Here is an 18,038-nt window from a genome sequence, read left to right as displayed (position 1 = left end):
ACTACAAGATTTCCACTAGAGTTTATGCTGAGCATAGCCAAAGTGTGGAAATGAAAAAGAACATAACTTATGAAAAAACGACTACACTGGGTATTCCTACTAATTCCCTTTATTACGTTTGCACAAGACGAAGATGCGTGGGTATTTTTTGTCGATAAAGAAAACGTATCCGAAAGTATTGCAAATCCTATAAGCATTCTTACACAAGAAGCAATCGATAGAAAAGAAATGCATGGCGTAGCAATAGATGAGCGTGATGTTCCTGTAAACGAATCGTATATCTCTCAAGTAAAAGCGCAAACAGGTATTATCGTATTAGCCAAATCAAAATGGTTTAATTGTGTACATGTACGAGGTTCACAAGAAGCGATAGATGCATTAGAAGCGCTACAATTTGTAGATAGTATTGAGTTTGCAGATGATAGTCTTACTAGATCCTCAGAGGGGTTTGGTTTTGTAAAAGGTGATCCTGAAGATGTTAATCAACAACGTGTAGATTATACCTATGGTGCTACCGAAAATCAAGTGACTATGCTGAGTGCAGATTTTTTACACCAACAAGATTTTACGGGTGCAGGGATGATTGTTGCAGTATTAGATTCTGGTTTTCCAGGTATAGATACCAATGCAGGTTTTGCAAGAGTACGTGATAATGGACGTTTATTAGATGGATACGATTTTGTAGATCGTGTAGATGATGAATTTGCATTTTCTAGTAGTAGTCATGGTACACGTACCGCTAGTGATATTGTTGGTTTTATTGAAGATCAATTTGTGGGAACAGCTCCAGATGCTTTTTTATACTGTTTCCGAACAGAAGATGTTAACAGTGAAAACCCTGTAGAAGAATCGTACTGGGTAGAAGCCGCCGAACGTGCCGATAGTTTAGGTGTAGATGTGATTAATACATCATTAGGCTATCGAGGTTATGATAATCCAGCATATAGTTATACGTATGAGGATATGAATGGGCAAACTGCTTTTATTTCTAGAGGCTCTAATATTGCTTTTGAAAAAGGAATGCTACTCGTAACCAGTGCAGGAAATTCAGGTACAGGTATGATTGGTGCTCCAGCTGATGCTCCAGGGGTTCTTACCGTAGGGGCTGTAAACAGTAATGGAAACTATGTAAGTTTTAGCAGTATTGGCCCTTCTAGTGATGGCCGTGTAAAGCCAGATGTGATGGCAAAAGGACAGAGTAGTGCTGTAATTACACCTAACGGAAATATAGATACTAGTAATGGTACAAGCTTTAGTTCGCCTATTATGGCTGGTGCTGTAACCAGTTTATGGCAAGCTTTTCCAGAACGTACCAATGCAGAGATTATGCAATTTGTACGTGAGTCGGCACATTTATTTAATGCTCCTACACCACAGATGGGATATGGGATCCCTAATTTTGAAGATGCATTTAATGCATTTGTATTAAGTGTAGAGGAGTCCGCTTTCGCGAAAGCGTATACCGTATCACCTAATCCTGCCAATAGTATTTTTCAAGTACAGTTTCCAGAAGGAAGCTCACAGGCAAGAATATTGGTCTATGATTTATTAGGGAAACGCGTGCTATCAAAAGAAATATCTAAAACTAATAATAGCATTGATGTACACACACTTACTTCAGGAGTATACATTATACAGATACAAGATTCAGAACGATCTACAACACAAAAGCTGATAAAACAATAGTGGGAAAAATCACAGATTTATTTGGAATAGAATATCCGCTTATCCAAGGCGGAATGATATGGAATAGTGGATGGCGCCTTGCAAGTGCCGTGAGTAATGCAGGAGGATTAGGATTAATAGGAGCGGCTTCTATGTATCCAGAAGTGTTAGTAGAACACGTAGAGAAATGCAAAAAAGCAACCGACAAGCCTTTTGGAGTAAATATTCCAATGCTCTATCCAAATATTGAAGAGCATATGAAGACTATTGTGGATTATAAAGTGCCTATTGTATTTACAAGTGCAGGTAATCCAAAACTGTGGACAGCGCATCTCAAGAAGCATAATATTAAAGTAGTGCATGTGGTAAGTAGTGTCAAGTTTGCATTAAAGGCACAAGATGCTGGTGTAGATGCTATAGTTGCCGAAGGTTTTGAAGCTGGAGGACATAATGGACGTGAAGAAACCACTACACTTACCTTAATTCCAATGGTAAAAGAACAACTTGGTATTCCGTTGATTGCTGCGGGAGGAATAGGTACTGGAAGAGGGATGCTAGCAGCAATGGTGCTAGGTGCCGATGGGGTGCAAGTGGGAAGTCGTTTTGCCGCAAGTGAAGAATCGAGTGCACATCAGTTATTTAAACAAGCGATTGTAGATGCCAAAGAAGGAGATACCGTATTGACTTTGAAAGAATTGGCTCCTGTGCGTTTAATCAAGAATAAATTTTATGAGCAAGTGGCTCAGTTATATCAAACATCGCCTACACCAGAACAATTGAAAGAACTCTTAGGGCGTGCACGTGCAAAACGAGGAATGTTTGAAGGAGATCTAGAAGATGGCGAATTAGAAATTGGTCAGATTTCAGGATTGATTCACGATATCAAACCAGCTGGTCAGATTGTTTCAGAAATGATCACCGAATATAATCAAGCGAAAACTGAACTTAGTACGCTTCCTAATTTATAAACGATGACAAAAGGCTACATAAAAACGATTCATCCTGTACTTCCTGTAAGAGATGTAGTAGCCTCATTGCGGTATTATGTAGAAAAACTAGGATTTCAGATTGCCTTTGCTGATGATCAACACAACCCCATGTATGCTGGTATTACGCGTGATGGTATCGAGATTCATATACAATGGCATGATGCTTCTAACTGGAAGCAAATGAATGCTTCTTCACTACGATTTGTCATTCAAGATATAGAAGCTTTGTATGATGAGTATAAGACAAAGGATGTCTTCCATAAACAAACTTCCCTAAAAGAAACATCTTGGGGTACACGCGAGTTTGCCTTTTATGATCCAGATATGAATGGCTTGACGTTTTATGTGGATGTTTAATTATAATAAATAATAAAAAACAGATAAGTATTCTTATCTGTTTTTTATTGTAAACTATATGTAATATTTAAGTGCTTATTCTTCTTTTTTATAGACACTTTGCAACTTTTGCTTTTCACTTTGCAACTTTTCTTTTCCATTTTGTATAGAAGCTTCTAATGCACTTAGTTTTTCCTCTGCTTTTGCAATTTTAGCTTCTTTCTTAGCAATTTCCTCAGGAGTTAATGCATCTTCTCCAGTTTTTTCTTTTAATTTTATAAGTCTTTCTTTAGCAGCTGCAATTTTCTCTCGTCCCTTAGATATTCTCGCTCTTTCTTTGGTTAGCATTTCCTCTTTTTCTTTTATTTTGTTTTTAGCTTCTTCTGCTCTTGCTAATCCAAATTCTTTTCCAGACAAACCATTTTTATCTTTACCATAAGCGTTTCCTTTATCTTTAGCCTTTTTTGCCTTTTCTTTTCCTTCATCTTTGGCATCAGATAATTTCTCTTTGCCTTTATCTTTAACTTCTTCGGCTTTGTCCTTTCCTTTCTGTTTTGCTTCTTCGGCTTTGCCTAGTCCTTTTTGTTTTGCCTCTTCTGCTTTATCCTTTGCTTTTTGTTTTGCTTCTTCAGCTTTATCTTTACCTTCCTTCTTTAATTGTTGCGCTTTTTCTTTAGCAACATTTGATTTTCCTTGTGCAATGATCTCTTGATTGCTTATAGCACATATGAATAATGCTATAAATATGAATTTAATATATTTCATAATTTATTTTGTGTATGTATTTAAATAATAGAATGTAAAACAGGAGTAGTTAGGTTTTTTAATTAAATGTCGTCCAGTTCTTTTAAAGAATCTTCTAGTTCTTCAGCTTTAGATTCTATTTCTTTAGAAACGTTTTCAATTTCACTTTCTACAGCTTCAATTTGTTCTACTGCTGCTTTCGTTTCAGCTTTTTCTTTCTTCTTGTTTGTACAAGAAAAAATTCCTATTAAAAGCGCAATAATTAAAAAATTGGTTAATTTTTTCATAATTAGAAATTTATATTGAGGAATGTTAAATTTACTAAAAAAATGTTAAAATGAAATTAACCGCTTTCCCTTTCAAAAAATATAATCAGATACTCTAGCCATAATGATAAAGGTTTCCTTTTTTATAGGTGAGTGATACTAAAAGCCAATCAATTTCGATTGGCTTTTTATTTTTACTTTGATGTATGTAGAAGTACGCTTTCGCGAAATCGAGCTTGCGAGATTCACGACCAAAAGGGAGAGCATAGCGTTAAAGCGTATAAATTATGTTCACCAATAGTATTTTGATAGATAACTTTCAGAAAGAGGTTCACAAACATCTTTACTAGTATACTATTTACTGTTATATCAATAACTAGAAATTACTTAATTATTCATTAATCTCTTGTGAAGTAAGTATTGGACAACAAAAAAACATAACTATGTATTCGTGTTTTTTTTAGAATTTAAATACACCTTTCTTCTGAAATGCACTTTAAAAACAATTGATTCAATTTTAATAACAATGTATAGGAAATTACTTTTATAGTTAATTTAAAATGTAAATAAAATGTTAAAATCCTACAAACTACTTCTTGCCTTGTGTGTGGTTATTTTTACCTCTGCCTTAAGTGCGCAAGACTATGGTATACTTATTAAAAATCATTTAGAGACCAACAAAAATGTCTTTGGAATTACGGATCAAGATATTTCAGGGTTAACTATCCAAAATGAAGTGTTTAGCAAGAAAAGCAATACAACACATGTGTATGCTATCCAAAAAATAAATAACATCGAAATTTTTAATGGTGTTATAAATGTTGCTTTCAAAGATGGTATAATTATTCATGTAGCAAATAACTTGCAAAGTGATATTGCTTCTAGAGTAAATGTAGTCTCTCCGGTATTGTCGCCTATTCAAGCAGCTTCTAATGCAGCGACTTCTTTAGGTTTGGGAAATGCTAATTTCTCGTTAGATCAAACCATTTCTTCACAAGAATTTGTTTTAACACAAGGTGGTGTGTCTTTAGAAAAAGTTCCTGTAAAATTGGTGTATCAATCTATGGAAGATCATACAATTAGACTTGCTTGGGACTTAAGTATTCATACTACAGATGCTAAGCATTGGTACAGCGTTCGTGTAGATGCACTTAATGGAACGCTTCTTCAACAACATGACTGGGTAGTTAATTGTAAATTCGAAAATCATGATCATGAAAGTTCATCTGTAACTACTAATACATTTATTTCTGGCTTTGGTGTTCGAGAAGAAATTATTGCTAATGAACTTTTAGCAGGTGAACAATATAATGTATTCCCGCTTCCAGTAGAAAGCCCAAATCATGGCATAAATCAATTAGTAGTAGATCCTCAAAATACAATAGCATCTCCTTTTGGTTGGCATGATACTAATGGGGTAGAAGGTGCAGAATTTACCATCACTAGAGGAAATAATGTGTATGCCTATGAAGATATAAATCCAGATAATGCTCCTGGAGCTTCTCCAGATGGAGGTGACGCGTTGGATTTTAATTTTGCGTACAATTTTAATACAGAGCCTGTGAACATGGTTGACGCTACGACAACAAATTTATTTTATTGGAATAATATTTTACATGATATTACATATCAATATGGTTTTGATGAAGCAAGTGGAAATTTTCAAGAAAATAATTATGGAAACGGAGGCGGACAGGGTGATTCTGTAAATGCTGAATCTCAAGAAGGAAATTCATTTGGGGGCGCTTTTTTTGGAACACCTCCAGATGGGGCAAATCCTAGAATGCGAGTGGGCCTTTTTAATCCTTCTACAGCCCCAACAGAAGTACTTACGATTGATGGGGGTTCTTTAGATGGAGGCTATATAGGTACTCCAGCTAATTTTGGTGATCCATTACCAGATGATATACCATTAGAAGGTGAATTAGCTTTAACTGAAGATGATAATGCTGGAAATTCAACAGACTCGATAGATGCTTGTGATACAATTATAAATGGGGCAGATTTAGCTGGTAATATTGCGATTATTAGAAGAGGAGAATGTGAGTTTGGAGTAAAAGTTTTAGCAGCAGAAAACGAAGGTGCTATTGCTGTTATTATGGTAAATAATGTAGAAGGTCCTCCTACGATAATGGGACCTGGAGCTGTAGGTAATCAAGTTTCTATACCTAGTATTATGGTAAGTCAAAGTGATGGCGAAGCTATCATAGCGGCACTTCAAGGAGGAGAGGTTATAAATGGTTCTTTAATAAATTCAGGAAGCTTTCAGATAGATGGGAGTTTGGATAATGCTGTAGTAGCTCATGAGTATGCTCATGGTATATCTAATAGATTAACTGGTGGAGGTACAAATGTAAGTTGTTTGCAAAATGAAGAACAAATGGGAGAAGGATGGTCTGATTACTTTGGAATGGTTTTAACCATGACAGCAGATGATTTTGCAGAGGAAGCAAGAGGAATAGGGACATATGCCTTCGGACAATCAGCAGATGGTCCTGGTATTAGACCAAGACCTTATAGTACAGATTTTGCAGTTAATGATTTGACATATGGAGATGTGTCTGATGCTGCTAACATTTCAGTACCTCATGGCGTAGGTACTATTTGGTCTACTATATTATGGGACATGACCTGGGCTTTTATAGATGAGTATGGTTTTGATGACGACTTTTATAATGGAACAGGTGGTAATAACATCGCTCTTCAATTAGTAATAGATGGTATGAAATTACAATCGTGTAGCCCTGGTTTTGTTGATGGTAGAGATGGTATTTTAGCAGCAGTAGAAATCAATACAATAATTCCAGAAGATGAGAAAGATTTCGCAACATGTACCATATGGAATGTGTTTGCTACACGTGGTGTTGGTTTTAGTGCTGAGCAAGGAAGTTCTAATAACAGATTTGATCAAACGGAGGCTTTTGATCTTCCTAGTGATGTTATTGAAAGTTGCGAAGATTTATTAAGTGTCAATGAAAATGATTTAGACACTGTATTTAACATATTCCCTAATCCTTCAAATGGTGAAATTACTGTGAATGTAGCTGGTACATTCGGAGAAGGAAACATTCGCATTTATGATATCAATGGTAGAGAGGTATATAATAAGCCTGCAACGCTTCAAGGGAGGGTATCTGTAAACGCTACAGGACTTGCCAGGGGTGTATATATTATGAACATCGTAAATGATAGCACTACGTATACTTCTAAAATTATCATACAATAAAAGAAGTATATTATTTTAAAAGAAAAGAGGGTTTCAACATTGTCGAAACCCTCTTTTTTATATTCATAATGAAGTTTAAGTTGATTGAATTTTATAATTGTCTTATTAAAAAAAGATTGTGTATTGTATTATTATTAGTGACCCTTATTCCGTAAAGTCTATAAGACGCATCTAAAATAGATAATTAAACCTGACTCTGCTGGTAGGTAGGCTAACCCAGCTGTTTATTGAACTCTTTTCAATATCTAGAGGAATCTTGGTTTGATATCTCGACCCTTGAGTCGATTCCTTTTTAGTCCAGAATTTGCCATGAGATTTAATACCTTTTATTTTTAGTTATATAAGTTCTGATATATAGTAGTATATATTAAAATTTGTAAAATATGTGCTTTCACGAAAGCGCATAAAAGAGCTTATTATTCATTATATCAGTATTTTATGTAATTATTAATTTATTAAGTTGAATAATTTGTTTTTTATTAGTATTGGAATTGATAAAATTTAATTTTAGCGTTTAGTAAGTTTTTTCAATTGAAAAATAAACATTTTTTGATTGAAAAAACTTTTTATTTGTGTGAATTGAAAGTAGTTTTGACATCTCTTTGAAAAGAGATATCCATATAAAATGTTGCAACGTTTTTTATTGAATTTTCAAAATAAAATCAAATAAAATCTAAAAACTACAAAATGTTTAAATTATACAGAATCATTGTATTTGCATGTGTATTATCTTTTACTACACTTGTAAATGGACAAGACTACAGTAAGATTATTAAAGATTATATTAACACTAATAAGAATAAATCATTACAAAATATTCAAAGTGATGATATTTCTGACTTAGTAATTAAAGATATTGTTTACTCAAAGCAAACAGGAGTAACACATGTATATGCGTTTCAAAAAATAAATGATATAGAAATCTATAATAGTATGGTAAATGCTACTTTTAAAGATGGTGAGATTATTTATTTGTCACATAATTTAGAGACGGGTATTACATCAAGAACTGCTAAAGTATCTCCAAGAATTACTCCTTTACAAGCTGCTAGTAATGCATCAATTTCTCTAGGTTTAGGAAGATCTAATTTTATTATAGATAAAAAAGTTTCTACAAAAGAGTTTACCCTTTCTAATGGAGGGGTTTCTTTAGAAGAAGTACCTGTTAAATTGGTGTATCAAGTTACAAAAGATAATAGTCTTAAATTAGCTTGGGATTTAAGTATCTATACATTAGATGAAGAACATTGGTACAGTGTTCGTGTAGATGCTATCACAGGTGAACTTCTTGATCAATATGATGGAGTTATGCATTGCACATTTGACAGTCATCATGATCAAACAGTAGAACTATCAAACCATAATATCGCAAAAATGCCTTCACAATTGGATCAAGTTCACAATCCTATGCGAGTAAACGAAATTTCAGGAGGTGGGGTGTATAACGTATTTCCCATGCCTATTGAAAGCCCAAATCATGGTATTAACAGATTAGTAATGAATCCTCACGATCCAATTGCATCTCCATTAGGCTGGCATGATACAGATGGTATTGCAGGTGCTGAATTTACAATTACTAGAGGTAATAATACATACGTATATGAAGATCGTGATGGTAATTCAATCCCAGGAGCTTCAGCAGATGGGGGAGAAGATTTATCTTTTTATTCAAATTATAATTTCAATGCGCCTCCAATAAATTCGCTTGACGCAAATATGACCAATCTTTTTTATTGGAATAATATCATGCATGATGTTTTTTATCAATATGGCTTTGATGAAGAAAGTGGTAATTTTCAAGTAAATAACTATGGAAACGCAGGCCTAGGAGAAGACGCTGTAGAAGTGCAAGCTCAACGAGGTGGTAGAAATGATGTAAATGATGCAAGGATATTTATAAGTCCAGATGGTACCAGCCCAACCATGAGAATGAATTTATGGGGAGACCCTAATGCTTCAAGACTCCATCTAAATATTGTAAACGAACCATTTGAAGGTTCATACCTCGCTAGAGAAGCAGCATTTGGTCCAGGATTACCTACACTTCTAGAAACTCCAATCGTAGGCTCTTTAGTTGTAGTGGAAGACGATAATTCAGGTAGCTCTACAGATGCTAATGATGCCTGTGATTCTCTAATGAATAGTGATGATTTAGAAGGGAATATAGCTGTTATTAGGCGAGGGACTTGTACTTTTGATAGTAAAGTATTTGCAGCTCAAAATGCTGGAGCTACTGCTGTTATAATAGTGAATAATGTGCCCGGAGATCCCTTTCCTCCTACAGGTGCTATCTATGTAGATTCAATAACGATACCTAGTATTATGATCTCACAGGCTAATGGAGAAGATATTATATCCTTATTAGGAGATGGGAACCCAATGATTGCCAAGCTACAGAATAGAGGTCCTTATTTGAGAGATAGCGCTTTAGATAATGGCGTTGTTGCTCATGAATATGGGCATGGAATAACTGTAAGATTAACAGGAGGTCCCAGCACTATAGCATGTTCTGGTAATAGAGAAAATATGAATGAAGGATGGTCTGATTATTTTGGTTTAATGATGACGATGACAGCAAATGATGCTCCTGAAGATGCAAGAGGCGTTGGGACTTATATTTTAGGACAGCCTGTTGATGGACCTGGAATACGAAGAACCAGACAGTATAGTACTGATTTTGCGGTTAATGATTTAACACACGGGGATCTTCAGAACCTAATAATTACACATGATGTTGGGAGTGTGTGGACAACGATGTTATGGGATATGACTTGGGATCTTATAGATGAATATGGGTTTGATTCAGATTTATATAACGGTACAGGTGGTAATAATATAGCATTACAATTGGTGGTAGATGGGTTAAAATTACAACCGTGCCGACCTGGATTTGTAGATGGAAGAGACGCTATTTTAGCAGCAGTAGAAATAAATAGATTGATTTCTGATAATCAGAGAGATGCTGTGTCTTGTATTATCTGGAATGCATTTGCAAATCGAGGCTTAGGTTTCAGTGCGCAACAAAATGATACTTTCACGCCATTTGATAATGTAGAAGCATTTGATCTACCTAGCGATATTTCTTGTCAAGAATCTAGATCGTCTCTTAGTGTAAATGAAAACGACTTAGATACTGTTTTTAGTGTGTTCCCAAATCCGTCAAATGGAGACATTACAGTACAGATTGCTGGTACCTTTGGAGAAGGGCAAATACAGATTTATGACATTAATGGAAGAGAGGTATACAATACTTTCGTTAATCTAGAAGGAAATATTTCTGTAAATGCAACAGGTCTGGCTAAAGGAGTTTATATCATGAATATTAAAAATGATGTAAGTAATTATACATCTAAACTCATTATTGAGTAATTAAGAGAAATAATTGCATAAAAAAGCTAGTTTTAATTAACTAGTTTTTTATGCAATTATTTTCAGTTTTATAAGTTCTAACATATTACGTATTGATTTTTAGAGTATACGCTTTCGCGAAAGCGTACAAAAGAGAACTCCCATTGTATGAAGCAACACTTGATTACTATTAAATTTTTGATAGAATAAGAAATGTATTGGTATCGCCAAAATTCATTAATTTATCTATTAACTTTTGAAGATCAAGTTGACTTTTAAGCAGTACTTTTAAATGAATATTTTGACTTCCCGTAATTCTATGTGCTTCAACTACTTCTGGAAGTGTTGCTACTTGTTGAATAACATGTTTTAATTGTCCTTGAAATACCTTGAGAAGAATAAAAGCTTCAATGTCGTACCCTAGTTTTCGTTGATTTATCTGTATGCTATACTTTTCAATCACTTCATTATCCTCCATTTTTTGAACTCGCTCACGAACCGCTGAAGGTGATAAATTTATCTTTCTACCAAGATCTGCAAAAGATAATCGTGAATTATCTTTTAAAATAGCTAAAAGCTTGTTGTCAATAGAATCTATCATTTGTTTTTATACTTAAATTGTTAAATTAAAGTTGATTCATTTGTCAAGATTAAATAAATCTAATGAATCAATTTCTATATGCAATATACTACATGTAATTTTAAAATATTCAGATTTGGATAACTGAACACATAGAAAATTTAATAATTTAAACGTAAATACATATAATGAAAACTGCATTTCACTTTGCATTTAAGGTAAAAGACATCCAAAGCACTATACAGTTTTATCAAGATATATTGGGATGTGAAAAAGGAAGAGAAACAGAAAATTGGGTAGATTTTAATTTCTTTGGACATCAACTTTCAGCTCACGTATCCAACAATAGACCTCCATTAGACTTTTGTGGTTTTGTAGAAAAGCTTAAAGTTCCTATCCCTCATTTTGGATGTGTTTTAGAACATAAGGATTTTGAAATTATAAAAGAACGATTACAAAATAATGGTTTAGATTTTATTATAAAACCTCAAGATAGATATAAAGGATTAAGTGGAGAACAGCAAACCATGTTTGTATTAGATTTTAGCGATAATCCTTTAGAGTTTAAAAGTTATAAGTACTCAAAAGAAATTTTTGCTAATTGAATTAAATTCATTTAAAATCAAAGGCTTAAGCTGTTAATTTACTAATCTCTTTTCTATTTCTTAATTATATTAATAGCATATACCTTATGTGATTTATAGGATAGATATAGTTTGTAAGCTAGCTTTTATATAACACTTATACACAAACCAAGAATATAATTATAAATATTATGATAAATAGATTAATGAAAACCAACGTGATAATAGTTTTCTTAGTATTTCAAACTTTAACTAGCTTAATATATAGTCAAGAAACCGAAAAACAACATATGGCTAAGCTATCTTTCTTAATTGGAAATTGGTCTGGTGCTTCTTATTCATTAAAAAAAAGCGACACCACAAAAATTAAAGTTAACGAAAGTGTAAATTATATTTTAGATGGAAATGCGATTACTTTAGATGTAACCTCTTCAGCTGTTCAACTTCATACACTTATAACATATAATTTAGAAGATAGTTGTTATTATTATCAACCTACAAGTAAAACCGAAAGTTATAAGAAGTCAAAAGGGTATTATGTAGATGGTAAATTTGTAGTTCAATTTAATGCTAAAGGTCGACTCACTTTTGAGAAGACAAAAAATGGTGAATTTCATGAATATGGAGAAAGATTGAAAGATGGTGTTTGGGAAAAATATTTTGAAGATATTTTACAACCAGTTCCTTCTAATTATTTTTTTTCTGCAAAAAAAGAAAAAATCACAAAAGAATATATAGATCCAATTACTGCATTAACAAATGTAGTTTCTGTAGAATATGAAAATTTTAAAAGCATATACATAGCTGGTCAAGTAGGTACTGGAGATACTAAAGAAGCACAGCTTGAAACAGCTTATAAAGCCATTGAAAAGCGGTTAGCACAAGCTGGTGCTTCCTTTTCTGATTTGGTAGAAATGAAAATTTATATTGTTGATTATGATCCAGATAAAGATTTGGATATGTTTTTTAGAGTAAGAGAAAGACTCTATGGAGACATGAAAATGCCACCAAATGTATTTATTGGAATCTCTTCACTTTATAGCAGGGAGAAATTGATTGAATTATCGGGAACAGCAGTACTTATCAAATAAAAAAAATACCTCATTATTAATTAGTATAGTAAGATGAAAAATAACACAAAAATTTATCGTGTTTACGTGTTCATAGTCGCTTTTATAATGTTGCCTAATTTAATTTTTAGCCAAACCTCTGAAGTTAAAACTTTAAAAAAGCAAAATATTGGAGGTGGGACTAATTGGAATTACTCGGAAGCAGTAAAAATATCTGATTATTCTGAATTATTATTTATAAGCGGACAAGTTCCAGTTACTATTGACGATAAAGTGCCTGATAATATTAAAGATCAATGTGATGTTGCCTGGTCAAACATTGAAGCTCAGTTAAAAAAGGCAGATATGACTTCGGAAAATCTCGTTAAAGTTACGTTTTTTGTATCTGACAGAAAATATCTACATGCAATAGGCCAATTAAGAGAACAAAAGCTCCTGAAAATAAAACCAGCTATGACTATCATAATAACTGGAATCTATAATCAAGATTGGTTGTTAGAAATTGAGGCTATTGCTGCTAAATAGTATGGCAGTATATAATAAATCACATAAATTATATTCACATTAAACTTTAATAAAATTCTTTGGAGTTAAAAAAAATTACACACTCAAAAGAAATTTTTTACTAATTATTTTTAAAAAAAACATGAAACTAATTAAAAAATATATGCTAATATCATTAATATTAATGATATCATTTCCTAGTTGTAATGATGACACGAATGCGTCTACTGATATTGAGATGGAAGATACAAGTAATTTTATAGAAATAGCTGTAGTTCATCATATATCAAGAGATGACAATGGAGGAAATGCAGTAATAAATAATGAGAGAGTAGCCCTTATGATGAGTTATTTGAATACTAATTTTAACGCTTGGGGTATACGTTTTATAACAAAAGAAATAAATTTTCTTGATAATACTGAATGGAATATACAATTTGTCAAACAAGATGATTTTATAGAGCAACGTGTTCTAGAACCTTTTGAAGATCCAAATAGTTTAAATATTTTCTACTTTAATGAAATAGGGAATAGGGTAAATGGTGTAATTACAGGAACACTTGGTGCTACTGCATTGTTTCCTGATCAAGGAAATAATGTTAAGTTGAGTACTTCTGCATTTGTTACTGAAAATACCGCAACACTTACTCATGAAGTGGGTCATTATTTTGGATTATACCATACAAGTGATGATTTTACAGATGCTAATGGTAATTTAGAACTCGTTAATGGTTCAAATTGTGAAACTGCTGGAGACTTTATATGTGATACTCCAGCATCGCCAGATTTAAATGATTCTAATATAAATGAACCTACATGTAATTATGTGGGTACTGAAACAGATAGTAATGGTGATTTGTACACACCAGATACATTTAATTTTATGACACAATGGGCAGGAACAGATACTAATGGATTACTATGTAGACGTAGATTTTCTGATGGACAAGTAGAAAAAATGATAGACGTGTTAAATACCGAGAGGCCTTACTTGCAATAATCTTATATTTGAAAGAAATGTTTTGATATAGTTATGGAAGAAGTACTCAATGATGAGTTCGAATTAGAAGATGTAGATATAGTAAGATTGGATGGATATGATAATTCAAATTATCTGGTTAAAAGCAAACTAGGAAAATATATTTTTAAAACGTATCCTAAGGAAGAAGAAATATATCATTTTGTCTTGGCAGAAAACGCATTGTTGGGACATCTTCAGTCTATTAATAATGAAAGCTACCCACAACCTATACCTTTTAAAGACACGTCATATGTAAAGGTGCTGCAACTTAATGGAAAAGATCATATCTGTAGAATGTTATCTTTTTTAGAAGGTGATTTTTTAGGAGATGCAAACCCTTCTGAAACAGTATATAGATCACTTGGAACTTTTCTAGCAAGACTAAATCTATCACTTCAAAATTTTTCAAATTATACGATTAAATCAAGAAAATGGGAATGGGATATTGCATCTCTGGATTTAAATACAAAATACATACAAGACATTCCAAATGCTAAAGATCGAAGTCTTGTAAATTATTTTTTTCAGCAATATGAAGTGAATGTGAGGCCTCTCTCTCAAAAATTAAGAAAACAGATCATTCATAATGATGCTAATGAATGGAATGTGTTAGTACAAAAGAACGAGGTGTCTGGTATTATTGATTTTGGTGACGTAGCCTATTCCTATCTTATCAATGAATTGGCTGTTGCTATTACCTATGCATGTTATGATAAAGACGATCCTATACAATGGGCTTGTTATGTTCTAGAAAGCTATCATCATATATTACCTATTCAAGAAATTGAAGTAGCCGTTTTATATTATCTCATTGCTTCAAGATTATGCATAAGTGTATGTAATTCTGCACATTCAAAAATAGTAAACCCAGACAACGCCTATGCTTCTGTAAGTGAGAAGTATGCATGGCAAATGCTATACCATTTATTAGAGATCAACCCCATCTATGCTGAAAATGAATTTAGAAAAGCGATAGGAATTCCAATAAAAGAAGTGTTAACGAGTAGTGAGGTGTTAGCTCACCGAAATAAACACATAAGTTCTATAGTATCAGTTAGCTATAACAAACCCATATACATGGTGAAATCCGCTTTTCAATATATGTATGATGCCTATGGGAACACTTTTTTAGATGCCTATAATAATATTCCGCATGTAGGGCATTCACATCCTAACGTAGTAATAGCTGGTCAAAAACAAATGGCTACCCTAAATACAAATACAAGATACCTTTATGATGGGCTTTCTCAATATGCAGAACGATTAGCTGCTAAATTCCCTACATCTTTAAATAAAGTATTTCTTGTAAACTCTGGAAGCGCTGCGAGTGATCTTGCTATTCGATTAGCAAAGGCACATACAAAACGCGAAAAAATCATGGTGATGGAATCTGGTTATCATGGGAATACGCAAGCCTCTATTGATATTAGTGATTATAAATTTAATAACCCAAAAGGGCAAGGTCAGAAAGAATACATTATTAAAACGCAAATTCCCAATGTGTATAATGGAAAATATACAAATGCAGTTAAAAATGTAGGTGAGCGATATGCAGAAGAAGCCATACATCAAATAGAAGAATCAGATAATATGATAGCTGCTTTTGTATGTGAACCTATTGTAGGTTGTGCTGGGCAGATTCCTTTAGCAAAGGGCTATTTAAAACCAGTTTATAAGGCTATTAGAGCGCAAGGAGGCGTTTGTATAAGTGATGAGGTGCAAACAGGATTTGGACGTTTAGGAAACCATTTTTGGGGATATGAAGCACAAGCGGTAGTACCAGACATTGTGATTATGGGAAAGCCTATTGCAAATGGTCACCCGATGGGTGCTGTAATCTGTACAGATGAAATTGCGGCATCTTTTGCCACTGGAGTAGAGTTTTTTAGTTCATTTGGAGGAAATCCCGTTTCTTGTGCTATAGGAACAGCTGTCTTAGATGTCATAGAAGAAGAAGGGTTACAAGAAAATGCAAAAGAAGTAGGAACATATTATAAAAATTGTATTGAAGAATTACAAAAAAAGCATAAATGTATAGGGGATGTACGAGGATCAGGATTGTTTTTAGGTATTGAAATTGTATTTGAGAATACAACAAAACCAAACACAGAATTAGCAAGTGAGATTAAGAATACATTACGTGATCAAGGCATTTTAATAAGTACGGACGGTCCTTACAATAATGTATTAAAATCAAAACCTCCGTTATGTTTTACCAAAGAAAATGTAGATGCAGTCATACATGTCCTAGATGAAATATTACTCTCATAGTTTTTGAAGATTGTTAATTAGTTTATCTTGAATGAATTGTGTGATTTTGCTATTCCCAATCCTCTTTTATTTAGTGGTGTTTTAAATGGTTAAATTATAAGTAATCATACATGTTTTTTTTAGATTTATTAACAATTATTAATTAAAAATGTTAAATCGATTTTATTTTCATAATTAAAAACTTGTTTCAATTTTAAAATAGAACAAAAACCAAAGATTCTATTTTAAGAAAAATTTAAGAGTATGTAGTTTTAATAAACTTAATTTTTTACTAATCAAAACTTTATTAAAATGAAAACAAATTTAAAATCAATTTTTCTTTTATTGACAGGTGTTACATTCTTTTTATTTAGCTGTGAGCAAGATGAAATTTCTATTGAAGAAGATGCAAATCTTGTAACAGAATCTTCACAAGAAGTAGTAGACAAATTCATACCTCAAGAACCCGTAACAGATCAAAAAATACTAGACCTTATTAGAACTCTTGAAATCGATTCAGGCGATGTAACAAAAGGAGATTTCCATTTACCGGATGGGACTGTAGAACAACGTATTTACATTGGTCATGATATTACTATTACTGAAGCTGAATTACAAGCAATGCAGTTTATAGAAGATCAAAGTCGTCAATATCGAACTTTTAACTTAGTAACAGGTAATAATCGAACTATTGATATTTTAGGATATGTAAATAATGATCAATTTTCGCTTAATAATAATGAAAGAACAGCATTGCAATGGGCAGTTGATAATTATAATAGATTAAGTGGTGTGTCATTACAATTTAATCTAACGTATGGATCTAATTTTCAAGCAGCAGATATGGTAGTGTATGATATAACAGCAAATAGACCTGGTGAATCAGGTGGTGTAGCTGGTTTTCCAGATAGCTCAGGACGTGCATTTAAGTGGGTACAAATATTTGGTATAGGAAATGCACCTTTAAATACCATAGAGCATGTAATTGCACATGAAATAGGGCATTCAGTAGGCTTTAGACATACAGACTTCTTTAATAGAATTAGTTGTCCAGTGGGACCTCTTAGAGGAAATGAAGGTTCAGGATCTGATGGTGCTGTACATATTTCAGGAACACCAACTGGAAATGATTTTACATCTGTAATGAATGCGTGTGTTAGAGCTGGTACTGATGGAGAGTTTAATGGGAATGATATTACCGCACTTAGAAATATTTACTAGGCCAGTTTAGTATTTTTAAAAGTTATAATAAAACGCTTTCTGCTATTAAGGAAGCGTTTTTTGTATATGCTTTCGCGAAAGCGTTAAAACAATTATTGAACTTAGGGATCAATATTAGAATTATAATATCAGGCAGTATACTTTGTAGTTACACTAATCTATAAATAATAAGTCATTAAAAGTTACTATTCTATAACTATTAGTTTACACTTATTTTGGTGTCAGTTTATTTTT

The 18,038-nt window shown here is 32.9% G+C and carries 14 protein-coding genes; 11 read left to right on the top strand and 3 right to left on the bottom strand.

Going from position 1 to position 18,038, the window contains the following annotated elements; genetic code table 11:
* Window positions 1-69 precede the first annotated feature (69 nt).
* From CHB80_RS15385 to CHB80_RS15375, 3 genes are read left to right on the top strand one after another with little or no spacing between them, the layout of a single operon-like run.
* Complete coding sequence (locus CHB80_RS15385) at window positions 70-1,686, top strand: S8 family serine peptidase (RefSeq protein ID WP_089372391.1); 1,617 nt, start codon at window positions 70-72, stop codon at window positions 1,684-1,686.
* A gap of 53 nt (window positions 1,687-1,739) precedes the next feature.
* Window positions 1,740-2,633: an NAD(P)H-dependent flavin oxidoreductase gene (locus CHB80_RS15380; RefSeq protein ID WP_371874995.1), complete on the top strand. Its 894-nt coding sequence runs from the start codon at window positions 1,740-1,742 to the stop codon at window positions 2,631-2,633.
* 3 nt (window positions 2,634-2,636) lie between these two features.
* Window positions 2,637-3,011 carry a glyoxalase superfamily protein gene (locus tag CHB80_RS15375; protein ID WP_089372389.1) on the top strand — a complete coding sequence of 125 codons (375 nt, stop codon included), beginning with the start codon at window positions 2,637-2,639 and terminating at the stop codon, window positions 3,009-3,011.
* A 75-nt stretch (window positions 3,012-3,086) separates the two neighbouring features.
* Here CHB80_RS15375 and CHB80_RS15370 read toward each other — a convergent pair whose 3' ends face one another.
* The gene (locus tag CHB80_RS15370) at window positions 3,087-3,755 is read right to left on the bottom strand and encodes a hypothetical protein (RefSeq protein WP_089372388.1); all 669 of its coding nucleotides are present in this window, start codon (window positions 3,753-3,755) and stop codon (window positions 3,087-3,089) included.
* A 62-nt stretch (window positions 3,756-3,817) separates the two neighbouring features.
* Entirely contained in the window at window positions 3,818-4,021 is a 204-nt protein-coding gene (locus CHB80_RS15365; RefSeq protein WP_089372387.1) for a hypothetical protein, read from the bottom strand.
* Window positions 4,022-4,571: 550 nt separating this feature from the next.
* On the opposite strand from CHB80_RS15365, the gene CHB80_RS15360 reads away from it, so the two are divergent.
* Window positions 4,572-7,226, top strand: a complete 2,655-nt coding sequence (locus CHB80_RS15360) for a T9SS-dependent M36 family metallopeptidase (RefSeq protein WP_089372386.1) — start codon at window positions 4,572-4,574, stop codon at window positions 7,224-7,226.
* A 687-nt stretch (window positions 7,227-7,913) separates the two neighbouring features.
* Window positions 7,914-10,595, top strand: a complete 2,682-nt coding sequence (locus CHB80_RS15355; RefSeq protein WP_089372385.1) for a T9SS-dependent M36 family metallopeptidase — start codon at window positions 7,914-7,916, stop codon at window positions 10,593-10,595.
* A 169-nt stretch (window positions 10,596-10,764) separates the two neighbouring features.
* On the opposite strand, the gene CHB80_RS15350 is transcribed toward CHB80_RS15355, so the two are convergent.
* On the bottom strand, window positions 10,765-11,175 hold the full coding sequence (locus CHB80_RS15350) for an Lrp/AsnC family transcriptional regulator (protein WP_089372384.1): 411 nt from the start codon (window positions 11,173-11,175) through the stop codon (window positions 10,765-10,767).
* A gap of 167 nt (window positions 11,176-11,342) precedes the next feature.
* Between CHB80_RS15350 and CHB80_RS15345 the strand changes: the two genes are divergently transcribed.
* The 6 genes from CHB80_RS15345 to CHB80_RS15320 all read left to right on the top strand — a co-directional run bounded on the left by CHB80_RS15345 (window position 11,343) and on the right by CHB80_RS15320 (window position 17,804).
* Entirely contained in the window at window positions 11,343-11,759 is a 417-nt protein-coding gene (locus CHB80_RS15345; protein ID WP_089372383.1) for a VOC family protein, read from the top strand.
* Between the two features lie 269 nt (window positions 11,760-12,028).
* Window positions 12,029-12,829 (top strand): Rid family hydrolase, encoded by an 801-nt coding sequence (locus CHB80_RS15340; RefSeq protein ID WP_179218187.1) that lies wholly within the window; start codon window positions 12,029-12,031, stop codon window positions 12,827-12,829.
* A 33-nt stretch (window positions 12,830-12,862) separates the two neighbouring features.
* Window positions 12,863-13,333 (top strand): RidA family protein, encoded by a 471-nt coding sequence (locus CHB80_RS15335; protein WP_089372381.1) that lies wholly within the window; start codon window positions 12,863-12,865, stop codon window positions 13,331-13,333.
* 121 nt (window positions 13,334-13,454) lie between these two features.
* Window positions 13,455-14,312: a M43 family zinc metalloprotease gene (locus CHB80_RS15330; protein WP_089372380.1), complete on the top strand. Its 858-nt coding sequence runs from the start codon at window positions 13,455-13,457 to the stop codon at window positions 14,310-14,312.
* 33 nt (window positions 14,313-14,345) lie between these two features.
* Window positions 14,346-16,604 (top strand): aminotransferase class III-fold pyridoxal phosphate-dependent enzyme, encoded by a 2,259-nt coding sequence (locus CHB80_RS15325; protein WP_089372379.1) that lies wholly within the window; start codon window positions 14,346-14,348, stop codon window positions 16,602-16,604.
* A gap of 291 nt (window positions 16,605-16,895) precedes the next feature.
* Window positions 16,896-17,804, top strand: coding sequence for a M57 family metalloprotease (locus CHB80_RS15320; RefSeq protein WP_089372378.1), 909 nt, complete (start codon window positions 16,896-16,898; stop codon window positions 17,802-17,804).
* Window positions 17,805-18,038: the final 234 nt, after the last annotated feature.

The organism is Dokdonia pacifica (assembly GCF_900188275.1).
In the GTDB taxonomy this organism is placed as follows: domain Bacteria; phylum Bacteroidota; class Bacteroidia; order Flavobacteriales; family Flavobacteriaceae; genus Dokdonia; species Dokdonia pacifica.
This window is presented reverse-complemented; position numbering and strand designations above follow the sequence as displayed.